Raw genomic sequence first — 17,385 nt, 5'->3', positions numbered from 1 at the left:
AGTGAAGCTAGCATTACCTTTATAATAATTTACGCAAAATGAGCAGATTTTCTTTAATTTTTAATTTTATTTAGGTCTAGCTAAACTCCATATCTCTTATGCAATAAGTTAACTTTTAAGTAAACAATTTCTTTAAAACTCATCTATATAAAACAAACGCTATGCCTGTTCAGACGCTGCTGCTGAAATTCATATTAAAAAACGATAGCCCTATTTCGCATAACACAAGAGTTCGTCTTACAAAATCGATTTCTTCATTTATGATAAAGATCGTTATATTTTCCTTTTTGCTCTATTTTTTGTATTCCCTTTCATGTTAAAATCTTATTATACCAATTATCAGTTAAAGAGGAGGATTTTTATGTCAAACTTAGTTTTAGGATTAGATATCGGTATTTCAAGTGTTGGATGGGGAATTATCAATGAATCTACTGGAGAAGTTATTGATGCGGGTGTACGTTTATTTGAAGAAGCTACGCGAAACGCAAATGAAGATCGCCGGTCTTTCCGTGGAGCCCGTCGTTTAAAACGGAGACGTAAACATAGACTAGAACGTACTACAGATTTCCTTGAACAAAATGGCTTTTCCTGTTCGCTTATTCAAGAGACAGATCCTTATGAAGCTCGGTATAAAGGCCTAAAACAAGAATTATCAAAACAAGAACTAGCAGCTGCTCTTTACCATCTTGTTAAGCGTAGAGGAACTACTATAGACACTCCTGAAGAAGACGAAAAAACTAATGGCAGTGAACTATCTACTAAAGAACAGCTGAAAAGAAATGCAGAAAAACTAAAAGAGAAATACATAATCGAAATTCAATATGAAAAACTAAAAAACGATGAAGTTGTTCGCAATCATACCAATCGGTTTAAAACCTCTGACTATGAAAAGGAAGCTCGGGCTCTTTTAGCAACACAACAAGAGTTTCATTCAGATATCACGGAAGAATTTATTGAACAGTATATTGAGTTAATCAATAATCGCCGAGAATATTATGATGGACCAGGATCTGAAAAGTCTCCTACTCCATATGGTCAATGGTTCTTTAACAAAGAAGGAAAACTTGAACATGAAAGTATGATCAATAAAATGCGTGGTCGCGGAACTTATTTTCCTGAGGCATTTCGTATTCCTAGAGGAGCATATACAACAGACTTGTTTAATTTGCTGAATGATTTAAATAATCTTAAGTTCCCAAGTGATGAAACTGGAAATATAGAATCACTGACTCAAGAAGACAAACACTATCTTATCGAAACATATGCAAAAAAAGGAAAGAAAATTACGTTAAAAAACATTGCTAAACTTAAAAGCATTCCAAATGAAGAAGAAATCAAAGGAGCACGCTTAGATCTAAAGACAGACAAACCCGTATTTACAGAATTTAAGGGATACAATAAATTAAAAAAATTATTGAACGAGACAATAATTCCAGAAGATTTTCTAGAAAATAGAGATTTGTTAGATGAAATTGCTGAAATTTTAACTGCTGAAAAAAGTTTAACTCGTCGTGAAGAACAATTACACGAATTATTTTCTACTTATTATGACGATCCGTTACAAGAAGTCGCTTTGGCTTTAATCAATGATACTTCTTTTAAGGAATACCATGCGTTGTCAAAAAAAGCGATGAACTTAATTTTGCCTGAATTATGGGAAAAAAACAAAAATCAAATGGAGCTTTTTACTGAACGCGGGTTAGGCAAAAGTCGTCTGGAAAAGCTTCAATCAGGCAGTAAAATACAATTTGATGATGAAGCTATTTTAAGTACTGTTGCAAAACGGGCTCACCGTGAAGCCATTAAAATTACCAATGCTGTACGCGAAAAATATGGTGAATTAGATTACGTAGTAGTAGAAATGGCTCGTGAAAAAAACAGTGATGAGGAAAAGAAAAAATACAATGATATGCAACGGAACCAAGGAAAATTTGAAAAACGAATGTCTGAATTGCTTGAAGTGGATAACTTAAAAGATTTATACCTGAATAGTAAACAACATCTAGCTTTGAAACTTTGGGATGCTCAAGATGGAAAATGTATCTACACTGGTAAAGGGATTGCAATTACGGATATTGTACATGACCATACTAAATTTGAGGTTGATCATATCATTCCTCTTTCTTATTCCTTTGATGATAGTCAGCAAAATAAAGTCTTGTGTTACCAAATGGAAAATCAAGATAAAGGACAATTGACTCCTTTCCAATACTTTCAAAGCGGAAAAGCAAAACGAACTTTTGATGAATTTAAAGTAGCATGCTTGAGTTTATTTCAATCCAGAAAAATTAGTAAGAAAAAGCTCGGCTATTTATTAGAACAGCGTGATATTCAACATGATGAAGAAATTCAAAAGAATTTTATTAATCGTAATTTGGTAGATACACAATACGCTATGCGCAGCTTCTCTTCTTCATTACGGACTTTTTACCAAAATAATGAGATTCCTACTAGAGTGTTATCTATCCGAGGCAGCTTTACAGCCGCTTTGAGAAGACGAGCTAAGCTAAATAAAGACCGAGACGCAGGTCATGCACACCATGCATTAGATGCATTGATTGTAGCAGCAATTGGAAGAATGCCCTTATTCGAACAATTCAAGAGTATTGAAATGAACCAAGAAGGCGTTGTAGTAGATAAAGATACAGGAGAAATTCTCGAGGAAGGTGAATTATTTAATAGTCCAACTATTAAATTTTTACGAGGATTGCGCAACTATGAAAGTAAAATCAAATATTCTCATAAAGTAGATCGCAAACCAAATCGAACTATGACAAACCAAACGCTTTATTCGACTCGTGAAAAAGACGGCGAAAAATATACCGTTGGAAAAGTTAAAAATATCTACGAGTTAGATAAAAAGGGTTTTGATGGTCTAAAGAAAAGAATAGAGAAGAATCCTCAAGCTTTTCTTATGGCTCAGCATGATTCAAAGACTTGGGAATTAGTTTTAAAAGTTATGGAAGAACATGCTCATGCAGACAATCCATTCCAAGATTTTCACAAAGAACATGGATACATTTTAAAAGATGGGAAAGTACCAGTGAAAAGTTTGAAATACTTGGATAGTAAATTAGGGATTCATGTAGACATTACTAATAAGTACCCTGGAGCTAAAAAAGATGTTGTTCTCCTTAGTCGTAAGAGCATCCGCGTAGATATTTATAAAAATGAGGATGGAAAGTATAAATATCTTGGAGTTCCGTATAATTGGTTAAAAAAACAAGGTGATCAGTATGTATTAGATATGAAAAAATATAATGACTTAGATGGCCGTCAAGCTCCATATAAACAAATTGATAATAGTTATCATTTCCAATTTAGCCTATATAAAAATGATCGTATCTCTTATGATAAACAAGAAAAAATGGAAGATCCTGAGACTGGTGAAAGAATAAAAAAACTGGTTCATTACGACAAAATATTTAGAGGTGATAATAATCCTAAAACAAGTCGTATTGAAGTAGATGACATTGCTTTTAGAAGTGATAACCAACAAATGCCAGCTATTGGTCCTCTACAGAATATAATAAAATATAATGTTGATATTTTAGGAAATGAATATCCTATCTTCTCTGAACCTTTTAAAGAAGTATTAGAATCTATCACTTTTGACAATGAAAGTGCTTTACAAAAAACAAAATAGGCGTTATACTATAATTGTCTTCGACGGAAGACATCTTCATACCAAAGGTTTGAGAGAACCTACCAAAAAAAGGCTTTATGCCGAAATCGCCCCTTTATTGGGGCTTTTTTTATATCTATCTATCCTAAAATGAGGTGAGAAAATGAGTTGGCGTATCGTTTATATTGAACAATCTGATTATCTAAAAGTTTACTTAGACAATTTAAAAGTTGTGCGTGAAGATGCAGAAATACTGATTCCTCTTTCCGATATACATACTATTATTGTGGATAATCAGCAAACAGTCGTTACTGGCCGTTTGATCAATAAATTAGCAGATTACCATATTTTATTGATCTTTTGTGATGAAAAACACCTTCCTAACATATACTCTCTTGCTCCCCATAGTCATCATCAGTCATCCCTTGTTTTGAATCGTCAAGTTAATTGGTCAGCAGCAACTAAAGCTGTTATGTGGCAACGATTTATCCAAATAAAAATTTATAATCAAGCTTCTGTTCTAGCTCACTTTAAAAAAGATCCTGTAATTATACATACTTTATATGCTTTAGCTGAAGATGTTACAGCAGGAGACAAGACGAATCGAGAAGGTCATGCTGCAAAACTTTACTTTAAAACTCTTTTTGGTACAGACTTTATTCGGGAAAGAGAAAGCTGGGATGGTATCAATTCTGGGTTGAATTACGGATATATAGTTCTTCGTTCTACCATTGCACGAAGTATTGCAGCACACGGACTCCATCCAGCATTTGGAATCGGACATCACAATCAGTATAATGCGTTTAATTTAGTAGATGATATTATTGAATCGTTTCGTCCAATAGTTGATTTATGGGTCTATATTTTAATGAATAAAGAAGATTACCTTGATAGCAAAACTAAACATAAATTGGTTCATCTTATTAGTACAAATAAAATTTTGATTGGCAATCAAAAACAAACTATTCTAAATGCAATCGACATTCTCGTTCAAAGTTTTATTAAAAGTATGAATGAAGAAAATCCAGATCTGTTGGTCTACCCTGCCAATGGCATCGCCTTATAAATTTATGCGTTTAATGTTATTTTTTGATTTGCCAATGAATACTAAACCCGAACGAAGAACTTATGCTCGTTTCAGAAAATATTTAATCAACAACGGTTTTACTATGGTTCAATTTTCTGTCTATGCTAAAATTTTTCCAAATCGCTCAAGCTTAGATACATATATGATGAGTCTGCGCAATAATTTACCTGCACATGGATCAGTTCGAGCTATGGCTGTGACAGAAAAGCAATACAATAATATGTTTTTATTGGTAGGAAATAAAACTCTAGTAGAAGAAACATTAACTGATAACCCTATGGTGATTTTATGAAAGAATGGCATATCACTGATTCCAATCAAACTGACACACTCTTAACTGATAAAGTAACTTTATTAAAAGGAAGCCTAGAAAAATGGAACTCTATTATTGAAAGTTTATCTATGTATTTTAGTAATAAATCCTCAAAAATAGAGGTCAAAGAAAACCAAACGTTGCTTCCTAAGCAAGATTATCAATTCTATATTCTCTCTTTTAGTGAACAGATGATTTCTAAAGATTTTGATAAAGTCGTTACTCAAATCCAAACAGAGTTCTTTGGTTTGCTGCAGTTATCCCCTTTTTACAAACAATTAGTGGATAGTTGGGAGGAATTAATGGAGGAAGTCGAATTGGTAAGCAATGATTCCCATTTCTCTCCTTTACCTTTTAGACTACAGCCTTTCAATAACGATATGGTTAAAAAATCTTTATCTATAGACAGTGTGAATCAAAATAATTTATCTACTCTCAATCAATTACTATTGCACTTAAAAGTGATGGAGCGAGTAACTAAACGAAAGATTTTTGGTTTAATTTATCCTGAAAATCAACTGACTAATTCTGAGTTACAACAGTTAGATAATCATTTACAGTCAACTTCTAATAGTTCTCAATACTTTATTGTATCAAATTATCCTTTTAGCGCTGCTCAAAACATTCTTTACAAAAATAGAATTGTTAATATACATTCTTGTGTACTTCAAAAAGATAAACTACAGGATATTCTTCCTATTAATTGGGAAGATCACCTCTTCTCTCAAGCTTGTAATTGGTATATCAATCTTGTGGATAACTTCCAAGAAAAAACGGTTATTTTGAGTCTTCCAACTGTGGATAACTTAGAACAATTTATTTACGTTTATTCACTATTTTTATTAACTGACACTCCTGTAATTGTTGATTTAACAGGAGTTCCAACATCTTTTCTTAATTACTTTGATACCTTGCTAACTGATAAGGTATAATGAAATTGGCATTTTGGTACTCTCTCAACTTTTGGTATGAAGGAACCCAATAGAAAGGATTGAAACCGTTGACCGTATTTTGGTACTCTCTCAACTTTTGGTATGAAGGAACATAAAATGGGAAATATAGATCAACGAGTAAATTTTGGTACTCTCTCAACTTTTGGTATGAAGGAACAGCATCTTTCTATAGTCATCCCGCCAAGTAATTTTGGTACTCTCTCAACTTTTGGTATGAAGGAACGAGTCCCTTGCACGCTTTAAATGTTTCACGATTTTGGTACTCTCTCAACTTTTGGTATGAAGGAACCAACAAACTCAAAAATAGATATTGTTAATAATTTTGGTACTCTCTCAACTTTTGGTATGAAGGAACTTCATAAGCTTCTTTTAAGCTCCAGTCTGATTTTGGTACTCTCTCAACTTTTGGTATGAAGGAACGTAGAACAGTATATAAGCCAAAAACAAGCTATTTTGGTACTCTCTCAACTTTTGGTATGAAGGAACCGTATCGTTATCAAGCTCTACATCAGCAAGATTTTGGTACTCTCTCAACTTTTGGTATGAAGGAACTAGATTTGCTTTTGTTAGCTGGCATTAGCGATTTTGGTACTCTCTCAACTTTTGGTATGAAGGAACAATCATACGCATCTATCACAGCCCTTAACATTTTGGTACTCTCTCAACTTTTGGTATGAAGGAACACTGCAGCGCTTCAACAATCCTTAGGTGGTATATTTTGGTACTCTCTCAACTTTTGGTATGAAGGAACTTCCCGCCTTTATTAGTTGGCAACTCAACAATTTTGGTACTCTCTCAACTTTTGGTATGAAGGAACTGATTTGATAAAGAGTTATAAAGACAACCCATTTTGGTACTCTCTCAACTTTTGGTATGAAGGAACATTGAAGCCCTGGCAGAACTTGACGAGACGATTTTGGTACTCTCTCAACTTTTGGTATGAAGGAACTTTCAGCAACAAGCAAGCAGATTACACTGAATTTTGGTACTCTCTCAACTTTTGGTATGAAGGAACACCAGTTATCACAATCATTATGCAAGCAGATTTTGGTACTCTCTCAACTTTTGGTATGAAGGAACCATCTTTTGTTATGCCTTGTACGTTCATGAATTTTGGTACTCTCTCAACTTTTGGTATGAAGGAACATGAATCGATATAGATTGATGTTTAACCTTATTTTGGTACTCTCTCAACTTTTGGTATGAAGGAACTCTTCGTATTCTCCAATGAATTCGTCCATCATTTTGGTACTCTCTCAACTTTTGGTATGAAGGAACAGAAAAAATGAACTTACAAAAAATCATTCAAATTTTGGTACTCTCTCAACTTTTGGTATGAAGGAACAGCGAGCATAGGCTAACGATATGCCAGCAAATTTTGGTACTCTCTCAACTTTTGGTATGAAGGAACAACTATACAACTACTATATAAGTATATACATTTTGGTACTCTCTCAACTTTTGGTATGAAGGAACTAACAAAAACAAATATAAAAAAAAAGGTGGATTTTGGTACTCTCTCAACTTTTGGTATGAAGGAACAAAAGTGGCTGCAGCTGGAGAGCATCATACATTTTGGTACTCTCTCAACTTTTGGTATGAAGGAACAAAAAAGTTTAGTATTTTTCTAAATTCTTTTATTTTGGTACTCTCTCAACTTTTGGTATGAAGGAACTGTACTATTAACGGTGTTTTGGGAACTATATTTTGGTACTCTCTCAACTTTTGGTATGAAGGAACTAATCATAGCTGCAGTAGGTGACTCCTCTATTTTGGTACTCTCTCAACTTTTGGTATGAAGGAACTTTTAGAAATTCTGGGTTGTTGGACGTTCCAAATTTTGGTACTCTCTCAACTTTTGGTATGAAGGAACGATTCTAGAGAAATGCTAGGATTTACACGCATTTTGGTACTCTCTCAACTTTTGGTATGAAGGAACAACACGAATGATTTAACATCTTTTCAACTCATTTTGGTACTCTCTCAACTTTTGGTATGAAGGAACTGATGACATCATCGACGGACACGTCATCCAATTTTGGTACTCTCTCAACTTTTGGTATGAAGGAACCAAGTGAATCAAGTAACAGAGTTATCGAAGATTTTGGTACTCTCTCAACTTTTGGTATGAAGGAACCTGGAGGCAACTGTTGCCGGTCTACCTGCGGATTTTGGTACTCTCTCAACTTTTGGTATGAAGGAACACCTCGCCCGAACTGATAGTTTGTTATGTTATTTTGGTACTCTCTCAACTTTTGGTATGAAGGAACACGAACCGAATGCCGAGGCTTTTAGACTGATTTTGGTACTCTCTCAACTTTTGGTATGAAGGAACCAAACCCATCAACAAATAATCAGTCTATCATTTTGGTACTCTCTCAACTTTTGGTATGAAGGAACAGTACAAGCCCTATAATATTAAGTGAGTACATTTTGGTACTCTCTCAACTTTTGGTATGAAGGAACTCGGGTTAGCAGACTTACACTTTGGTATCAATTTTGGTACTCTCTCAACTTTTGGTATGAAGGAACCAGATGAATCAAGCGCACACATTAAAGCAGATTTTGGTACTCTCTCAACTTTTGGTATGAAGGAACTTGGGTCTACTGTAAATCTTATATCTCTGTATTTTGGTACTCTCTCAACTTTTGGTATGAAGGAACGAAGTCGAAGAAGAGTTTTTAAGCGGAATGATTTTGGTACTCTCTCAACTTTTGGTATGAAGGAACAAAATGTTTTAGGAACTATGTTCACACTAATTTTGGTACTCTCTCAACTTTTGGTATGAAGGAACTGGTCATCTTTAACTTGTCCTAATCATAAAATTTTGGTACTCTCTCAACTTTTGGTATGAAGGAACGACCTATAGTGACATGTACAGCTCACTAGATTTTGGTACTCTCTCAACTTTTGGTATGAAGGAACTCCAACGTCCATTCTCTCTTAGTATCTGATTTTGGTACTCTCTCAACTTTTGGTATGAAGGAACATCAGATATGCGCGATGTCGAGTTGTGGTAATTTTGGTACTCTCTCAACTTTTGGTATGAAGGAACTCTTTCAATCGGTTGGTATCTTCTTTGCCTATTTTGGTACTCTCTCAACTTTTGGTATGAAGGAACAGAAACACTTTGCATTCGTTGTCACAACAATTTTGGTACTCTCTCAACTTTTGGTATGAAGGAACTTGGACGCTATTACTGAGATTGCACCTTCTATTTTGGTACTCTCTCAACTTTTGGTATGAAGGAACAACTGAAAGATAAAGATAATCTGCTGGAAGATTTTGGTACTCTCTCAACTTTTGGTATGAAGGAACGTTTATCTCCTTTATACATCGCATACTCTTATTTTGGTACTCTCTCAACTTTTGGTATGAAGGAACCGAGATCTTGCTTTGCCAGTCGATAGCCTTATTTTGGTACTCTCTCAACTTTTGGTATGAAGGAACCGAGATCTTGCTTTGCCAGTCGATAGCCTTATTTTGGTACTCTCTCAACTTTTGGTATGAAGGAACTAATGTATCTGTATTGTAACTACCGTAAGGATTTTGGTACTCTCTCAACTTTTGGTATGAAGGAACTTTAACTGTTGACTTATATTCTTTAGGGTGATTTTGGTACTCTCTCAACTTTTGGTATGAAGGAACACAGCAATGGCGATAATTATATTTCGTTCTATTTTGGTACTCTCTCAACTTTTGGTATGAAGGAACTAGCAGGCTATAACGTTTATGTGAATGGTGATTTTGGTACTCTCTCAACTTTTGGTATGAAGGAACAAGCTACATTTTCTTTAGAACCTTTCATAAATTTTGGTACTCTCTCAACTTTTGGTATGAAGGAACATACTTTAGCGAATGCTGCATGGTTGACTCATTTTGGTACTCTCTCAACTTTTGGTATGAAGGAACACCGTCTCTACCTAAATTAGCTAGACAAGCTATTTTGGTACTCTCTCAACTTTTGGTATGAAGGAACGAACGTGCAAAGCGCAAAGGAATTGCTACAATTTTGGTACTCTCTCAACTTTTGGTATGAAGGAACTAAATTTGGGGAAGAAGTTATCAAGTATGATTTTGGTACTCTCTCAACTTTTGGTATGAAGGAACCATTAAAAAGAGACAAATGGCTGATAGCAATTTTGGTACTCTCTCAACTTTTGGTATGAAGGAACATTGCCGCTATGGAAAGAGCTTCTGGTTGGATTTTGGTACTCTCTCAACTTTTGGTATGAAGGAACGATGGGTTTTAATTAATACCATCTTCAAACGATTTTGGTACTCTCTCAACTTTTGGTATGAAGGAACCGTAAGAAGCAAAATACGGCTTGAATGATGATTTTGGTACTCTCTCAACTTTTGGTATGAAGGAACTAGTCACCTCTGTCTATACTGGAATAGATAATTTTGGTACTCTCTCAACTTTTGGTATGAAGGAACGCAAATTAGTTATGTTCGGGTATGCGGTAGATTTGGTACTCTTTCACTTTTCAATATAAATAATTACCGACTTAAGACATAGCAAATCATTGCTTTTATAACATTTTTGTTATAAAATAACTCTATAGAAAGATCATAGGAGCTTATATGAAAAAATACGAAATTGAGATTTATGAAGATCGTAATGGAAATAGCCAAATTCTAGAATGGATTCAATATTTAGATGCTCATCCTTCCAAACTCAATTCTTCTATGTTAAGAAAATTCTATTATCAAATTGAACGTTTAGAACATGAGGGTCCATTTGTAGGAGAACCTATTGCCAAGCGAATCGACGGAAAATTGTGGGAGCTTCGTCCAGTTCCTAATAGAGTCTTTTTTGGTATCTTAGAAAATAATCAACTGATTTTACTGCATCAATTTCGGAAAAAATCTCAAAAAACTCCACGAAAAGAAATTGAACAGGCTAAACGCGAATACGATGATTGGATAAAAAGAAAAAGGAATGATTGAAAATGAAATGGGCAGAAGTAAAAAAGGATATCCAGAGTATTTCTGAAGATGAAAAAAACGTAATAGAATTAATGGCTTCGCTAGCAAGCATTCGTAAATCTAAACATATGACTCAGCAAGACGTGGCTGAAAAAGCCCAACTTTCTCAAGTACAAATTGCCAGAGCTGAAACACTAGCTCATACTCCTTCGATTGAAACAGTGGCTAAAATTGCAAACTCTTTAAATTTAGAACTTACTTTTGTAGATAAAAGTACTCATCAATTGATTGAACAATAAGAACCTTACAAAAAGGCACGGTCTCCCAATAAAGTAGGAGCCGTGCATTTTTTGCTTTTATACAATATCAATTTTAAATATCTCTTTAGTGATCTCTGTTTTGTCATTTGCATTTTCCATAACAAAATAATAGGTTTGGCTTACTTGATAATTGTTGCTTAGCAGCACAAATTTTTCATTAAATACACGATCTTCGCTTGACCCGTTTTCGCTATCAGCGATCAGTGTGACTTCATTGGAAATTTTTCTTCCTTTGCTGTCTTCGAAGTACAAGTTCAATCGTTTTTCTTTTTTCGCTTCACTGATTGGTTCAAGTTGTAAGAAATTCAACCAAACAACTGAATTGGTAATGGTACGAGTTTGGCTTACTAACGCTACTCCAACTTCTGGAATTTCATTCCGTCCTCGCTCCGTCTTGATACGCAACAATGGGACCATCATTTCTTGAGGCAAATGACCTCCGTGAACGTATTGGTAGCCGCCGCCTTGTAACGCAAATCGATTCATGCCTCTTGGAACCGTAACGTAGCCCTCCGTCTCTAACCGTTCAGATAACTGAAAGCTCAAGCTGCTGTACTCTTCTACGGACTTTTCAGATAAGATAAACCGTTTATTTTTTATCCAAGCATCTATGTCTTTTTCTACGACTACTTTTTCAGTCGGTTGCACTGAACTTCGCGTATACAAATACCCATGATCTGCTGTCACTAAAAATTGGCTGGCGCTCACTTCAACTGTCAAACGACTCATGAGACGCTTGATTTGATCAATGGATTCTTCAGTCGCTTGAAAGACTCCATGTTCAGTTGGTCGATGATCTCCAATAGCATCTACTCTATTATGGTAAATGTAGACAACTTTTTTACCTGCTACTAGATTTCTCAGTTCTGCTTGATTCATTTGGTTCAATTGATCTGCTTGAACGGCAATAGAGTCTGGATGTCCGTTTTCTTTAAGAATAGCTTCTCTGTTTGCTATTCCACTAGTCAATCTGCCGTCCACCAAAGCTTCGCCATTTTCCATTAGTTGAACTTTCTTGTGTGGCAATAAGCTGGCCATTCCGACTGCTGTAATAGAAGGCAGCTCTGTCTGGATCCAATCGATTTCTCCGTTGAATCGTTTTTCTTTCGTCAAATTCAAGAAGAGCTCTTTACCCGCTTCATACCTTAACCCGTCTGAAATAATGACAAAGACTCTTCGATCATTTTCTACAAATGGTTGTACTTCTGTGGAGAAGAAAGTGCTTTGCAATTTTTGATTGGAAAACGACTGGTTATTCGTATACAGCCGATCCCATTTTTCAGAAAAGACAGACAGAAATTGATGGGTATACACTCGTTCCATTTGCGATTGCAATTCAGACGCAGCCTCTTTCCATTCGTTGTCTAACTGATCGTAATAGGTATACAGTTTCCTATAAGCTTGATCAACATGATACATGTGCTGGTAGTAATGATCCCATACCTCTTCTGCCTGTGTTAATCGTGTAAAAGATTCTGTAAACTGCTCCATATAATGTACCAAACGGATTGCCCAATGTAAGAAATGATACATGTCTCTGAAACGTGGATACCAAAAAGTGTTGCGTCTTTTTGAAAGAAGATGAGCTTGCCGTTCGGTATCGATCACGCCGCTGCTGACAGAAGCAATCATTTGATGGATAAAGGCTTGGTCAAACCACTGGAAAGTCTCTGGTTGAGCCAATACAGTGCTAGGTGTTCCTTCGAATAATTTATCCATCGTAAAATCATCTTGAATCGCATTAGCCACTTTTACGTAAGACTCTTCCTTGTCGCGCGCGTTCATCCATTGGTTTAAAAAGACCATAATAGGGTTAGCTTTCGGCAGCAAATATTTTTTCACAGCACTAGGGCTGTCCCCTTCTAACTCTATATCTAAATGAGTCAAAAATACTTGATGCATTAACTCTTTAATAGACCGCTGACCTGAGACGCTCGTTTCTTGGCTATAACCAACAAGATTCTCGACTAACTCCCAGAAGCGCTCTGCATTACCGAATTTCACTACAGCATCCCATTTGGTCTCTTTACTATCGGTTTCTTCCTCAAATAACTCGATCAAAACAGCCATCCAGTCGGGTGAAGCTGCTCTCACTAAAGCTGCCAATATACTGTATTCTACCGCTTCTTTTGTCCGAAATGGACTTAAATGAAAGATACGCTTAAACCGCTGTATTCTTTCTTTTGAACGAAAGAATACCGGATAAGTTTCGACTACTTCTTTCAGCTCAGTTTCATCAGGATTGATGCCGATTGTTAAATAAAGTTGGCTTTCTTGGTCCACTTTTAATTCTTTGCTATACAGCAAAACATCCAGCAAAGGATTCTCTTGGATAGAAGGTTCTTGCATTGAATAATATAAAAAGAGATGATCATCCGTCAATTTTCGCTCGATTTGATATTGGACATAAAAATAATTCGTTGGATAGACTTCTAACACTTTGAATAGTTCAGTTTTTCTACTCAACTCATTGATCGTCTCCAAATAAGTCTGTTCTTCATCAAATAAATAAAGAATCTTCCGTTGCTCCCCTTCTTTTAGAGGAGACTGGAAATAACTCTTGATCCGTTGTTCAATATCTTTTGACATCAGATACGTCCTCCTTTCTATTTCAGTTTTTCAAAAATGTTTCGTTTCACTACTTTACCCATTTTATCTTGAACAGCTTCAATATTTTGGAATTTCTCATAATTCACTTTTACGCCATCGTCTAGATCCAACTCAATTCGTTGTTTAGCGACGTGATCTAATAGTTCTGCATATTGAACAATTTCTTCTTTATCTTTCAAATAGTTTTCAACCGCTTTTTGCGCTTGTGCTTTTTGAGATTTAGAACTGGATTCGTCATCCATGACATGCTGCTCTAATGTAATGAGATTATCTATGACTTTACTTTCTTTCAACACATAATCAGTCCGCAAACGCGCTATTGTGTCTCGATCATAGCGATGCAAATACATCAATCCTTGGAAAGCTCCACGTTTGCCGCTTGAGAATTGCCAATAAATCGGTCGTTTTTGATAAATTTGCAAGTGATCTTTATAGAATTCTTTACGGAAGTAGCGCCTTATACGTTCTCTTGAGCTTTCATTATCTTTCTTATTCAAAGCTTCCGCAATAAACAATAAGTTTTCTTCCAATGTCTCTTCACTATAGATCAAAGCAACCAATTCTTCTATTTTTCTAACAATATCATCTTCAAATATAGATTCTTCTGTAACCGTAAGAATATTATCTTCATCTGGTTGATACTGAGTATAAGCAGAACTATCCCATTCTCCGCCAGCATATGCTAATCCTTTTTTATCTAGAGAGTAACGGCCGAACATTAAGCCTACTAAGTAAGATAAGAAGCTCTTTGCGTCGCGTTCTTTATCTGCTTTACGAATTTTGATATCTTCGTCATCTACTTCTGGAACCAATTCATCTTGTAACTCATACATATCAATAAAGATATGATTTAGTTCCATTTCTTTAGTTTTTAATTGCCAAAAGCGGTTTCTAGCCTCTTTTTCCCAGTTAAAAAAACTAGCACTAATAGAATAAGTGTTCTCCTTAAATGTAAGAAATGGGTGTTGCTCAAAATCCCAAGAGATTTCAAAAGAATCCCAATCCTTTTTTGAAATTTCTATGTTATCCTTACTTTTTATAATTACTTCATTATGTTTACTAGGAACTGGAATTCTTAATAAATCTCCAACAAGGAAATTCATAGTTCCATTAAGAATTTTAATGAAATAACTAGATACTGAAGAATTCAAAAAAGCTAAATAACTATAATTATTTTCCTTATTAGTCGGAAACAGTCCCGAGCCTCCTCCTCCGAATATTGCATTCTCCATATATCTCACAGATAAAGATTTACTTGAAATCGAAGAAAATGTGAGTCCTTCTTTAAAATAAAATTTAGTGTTTTGTGGCCTCGCTTTCATCTTTCCACTTTTAGTTCTTAAATTTCTCAAAACAGTTCCATTATTTTCCCAATTAACTATCATACTGATATTACCGTACCATTTTCTATATCCGCCTCCCTTATTATAAGGGTACCATTTATGATTAAAAGTATTATTATTATCATCAATAAGGAAACCTATATCATTTATATTAACTTCGCTCCAATGTCTTAAATAAAGTTCATTGTCACAAGTGTCTAGACCTTTAACTACATCAGCACTACTTTTAAGTAACTCCATATCATTAAATGCATCTAGAATATGATTAGGCGCCCAATACGTAATAGGTTTTCCTGGAATTTTGCTAAATTTATTCTTTGAACTAAGGTAATATAAATTTAAATTTCTAAAGGATTTTCTTTTCATTTCTGCATTATTTATATCTGTCATTCGAATGTATTTTGCACTATAATTCGAAAGTTCATATTTCCTTAGTACAAAAGAAGTATTTCGAACAACTTCCCCACCAATTTCCTCAAAAGTTCTTGTACCTAAATGGATCATATTGACTATAGTTTGCGTGTTCAAAAGTTTATTTCTCAGTTTTTCATAAGACGATAGAAACATCCAAGAATGCTGGTTAATAGTCGCAGTAAAATAATTTTCTCTTGTAAGATTTCTTGTTACTTCCATAAACACCGCAAATAAGTCACTTTTTTCTTCTGGATAGTGTTTTTTCACATATTTAGAGAGCTTTGAATCCATTCCTTTGGATCCCATATATGGTGGATTCGTAACCACCACCTCATATTGACTAGCCAGTATTCTATACTGATGAATTAAATCTTCCAACAAAGGCAAAGTATATTCTACTAATTCAGTCGTAAAGATATCTAGGTCTGCTTCATTACGAATAAAAGCCATTTGCTTTTCGATACTATCTACATCTATTTCTGGAACTTGAATAATAGACCCATATAATTTGGCATCATTGAAAGTTTCAACTAAGATTTTTGTTGCTTTTTTAACTTCTTCATTCTCTCTAGCAAATAAGTGGATGTCTTCTTGAGTGATACTGTTGCTTTCTTCAATACTGTGAACGTGAACAGTGTACTCTCGGCTAAATAAACGCCGATCGTATTCACGAGCTTTCATAACTACAGCGAATGTGGCCAACTGAGCAGCTCTTTTATCAATATCCAAACCATACAAGTTATTTTCTAAAATCAATTGAGGGATTTCTCGTTCCAAATACCCTCTTGATAAATACAATTTGTAGAACAAATCAAAAGCATAAACCAAAATGTGCCCCGAACCACAACTTGGATCAAGAAACTTGATGGCTTCCACATCTAAGTTTGGATCTTTTAAGCTGTCTAATTCTGCTTTAACTTCTTCCGTTTGTTCTGCATCTTCTAAATAATACTCGAGTGATTCTTGTAACTTTTCATCTGGATGAGACTCCAACCATAAACGTCCTAAAGAGTTATCTACCATATATTCCACTATCCAACGCGGTGTAAATAATTGTGTGGCAGGTCCGATATCTTCTTTGCCGATTTTTTGGTTCTTTTTTAAGTTGGAGAAGACTTCATCTTTTTGTTCTGAAATGTAAAACTGATACAACCAACCTACGATTTCGACATTTGTCCAATCTTCTTCATTAATCATCGTCACGACATCTCGGATAATACTATTTTCATTCAATAAATAATCCGGTAAAAGAAGGGCTATGTCATCTGAAATGGGTTCAAATACATTCGGAATGATTTCCCCTAATTTATTGCTTTGTTTTACCAGCAGGTATTGGTATAAATTGTTAGATTTATTATCATCTTGAAGTTGGTAAATCCGTTCACGATTTAAATTTAATTCATCCGCCAATTCAAGAACGTTGGTCAATGCATCTGGTTCCGTTTTACCAGGTTGTTCTGAAGATAGGATACGCATATGGATCGGTAAGAAGTCATTCACTTCCATATACCGAAGCGCCACAAAACGGTTGAACCAAGTGTAAGCAGCTTCCTCCATCACAGCATTGTAGCCTTCTGAAACAATACGGTTTTTTAAATGTGTATATTGTTTCAGTTCTGTCTCCCCTAAAACAGTTCCGTTAATAATCAATCCGTCTTGAAGTTCTTGAATAGGAGTTGTTCCTTTTTCGGTTATGCCAAATGTATAAGCCTTTTGCTTAACGGCATCTACTAATTTCTTTCTGGATTGTACTGCGAATTTTCGCAACGCTGTCTTGTTCATGTTTA

The 17,385-nt window shown here is 35.0% G+C and carries 8 protein-coding genes and 1 CRISPR repeat array; of the genes, 6 read left to right on the top strand and 2 right to left on the bottom strand.

What is annotated here, in order from left to right; all coding sequences use genetic code 11:
• Positions 1 to 361: 361 nt before the first annotated feature.
• The 6 genes from cas9 to ACEN36_RS09725 all read left to right on the top strand — a co-directional run bounded on the left by cas9 (position 362) and on the right by ACEN36_RS09725 (position 11,210).
• Positions 362 to 3,646, top strand: coding sequence for a type II CRISPR RNA-guided endonuclease Cas9 (cas9, locus tag ACEN36_RS09750; protein ID WP_407126501.1), 3,285 nt, complete (start codon positions 362 to 364; stop codon positions 3,644 to 3,646).
• A 142-nt stretch (positions 3,647 to 3,788) separates the two neighbouring features.
• Positions 3,789 to 4,691, top strand: a complete 903-nt coding sequence (cas1, locus tag ACEN36_RS09745) for a type II CRISPR-associated endonuclease Cas1 (protein WP_407126500.1) — start codon at positions 3,789 to 3,791, stop codon at positions 4,689 to 4,691.
• A complete protein-coding gene (gene cas2, locus ACEN36_RS09740; RefSeq protein WP_223156040.1) occupies positions 4,675 to 5,004 on the top strand; it encodes a CRISPR-associated endonuclease Cas2 in 330 nt (109 codons plus the stop codon). The genes cas1 and cas2 overlap by 17 nt, the downstream gene beginning before the upstream one ends.
• Positions 5,001 to 5,957 carry a hypothetical protein gene (locus ACEN36_RS09735; protein ID WP_407126499.1) on the top strand — a complete coding sequence of 319 codons (957 nt, stop codon included), beginning with the start codon at positions 5,001 to 5,003 and terminating at the stop codon, positions 5,955 to 5,957. Before cas2 ends, ACEN36_RS09735 begins: the two co-directional genes overlap by 4 nt.
• Before the next feature lie 10 nt (positions 5,958 to 5,967).
• A CRISPR array of direct repeats spans positions 5,968 to 10,419; the repeat unit is 36 nt; unit sequence ATTTTGGTACTCTCTCAACTTTTGGTATGAAGGAAC.
• Positions 10,420 to 10,566: 147 nt separating this feature from the next.
• Entirely contained in the window at positions 10,567 to 10,932 is a 366-nt protein-coding gene (locus ACEN36_RS09730; RefSeq protein WP_407126498.1) for a type II toxin-antitoxin system RelE/ParE family toxin, read from the top strand.
• A 2-nt stretch (positions 10,933 to 10,934) separates the two neighbouring features.
• A complete protein-coding gene (locus ACEN36_RS09725; protein WP_079650787.1) occupies positions 10,935 to 11,210 on the top strand; it encodes a helix-turn-helix transcriptional regulator in 276 nt (91 codons plus the stop codon).
• 57 nt (positions 11,211 to 11,267) lie between these two features.
• Here the strand turns inward: ACEN36_RS09725 and pglZ are convergent, their stop codons facing one another.
• Complete coding sequence (gene pglZ, locus ACEN36_RS09720) at positions 11,268 to 13,820, bottom strand: BREX-1 system phosphatase PglZ type A (RefSeq protein ID WP_407126497.1); 2,553 nt, start codon at positions 13,818 to 13,820, stop codon at positions 11,268 to 11,270.
• 17 nt (positions 13,821 to 13,837) lie between these two features.
• Positions 13,838 to 17,380, bottom strand: coding sequence for a BREX-1 system adenine-specific DNA-methyltransferase PglX (gene pglX / locus ACEN36_RS09715; RefSeq protein WP_407126496.1), 3,543 nt, complete (start codon positions 17,378 to 17,380; stop codon positions 13,838 to 13,840).
• Positions 17,381 to 17,385: the final 5 nt, after the last annotated feature.

This window comes from Desemzia sp. FAM 23989 (assembly GCF_045528345.1).
In the GTDB taxonomy this organism is placed as follows: domain Bacteria; phylum Bacillota; class Bacilli; order Lactobacillales; family Carnobacteriaceae; genus Desemzia.
This window is presented reverse-complemented; position numbering and strand designations above follow the sequence as displayed.

Excerpts from the sequence above, each read along its gene's own strand:
- cas9 (WP_407126501.1), top strand. The coding sequence starts at position 362 with ATGTCAAACTTAGTTTTAGGATTAGATATCGGTATTTCAAGTGTTGGA.
- cas1 (WP_407126500.1), top strand. The coding sequence starts at position 3,789 with ATGAGTTGGCGTATCGTTTATATTGAACAATCTGATTATCTAAAAGTT.
- cas2 (WP_223156040.1), top strand. The coding sequence starts at position 4,675 with ATGGCATCGCCTTATAAATTTATGCGTTTAATGTTATTTTTTGATTTG.
- ACEN36_RS09735 (WP_407126499.1), top strand. The coding sequence starts at position 5,001 with ATGAAAGAATGGCATATCACTGATTCCAATCAAACTGACACACTCTTA.
- ACEN36_RS09730 (WP_407126498.1), top strand. The coding sequence starts at position 10,567 with ATGAAAAAATACGAAATTGAGATTTATGAAGATCGTAATGGAAATAGC.
- ACEN36_RS09725 (WP_079650787.1), top strand. The coding sequence starts at position 10,935 with ATGAAATGGGCAGAAGTAAAAAAGGATATCCAGAGTATTTCTGAAGAT.
- pglZ (WP_407126497.1), bottom strand. The coding sequence starts at position 13,820 with ATGTCAAAAGATATTGAACAACGGATCAAGAGTTATTTCCAGTCTCCT.
- pglX (WP_407126496.1), bottom strand. The coding sequence starts at position 17,380 with ATGAACAAGACAGCGTTGCGAAAATTCGCAGTACAATCCAGAAAGAAA.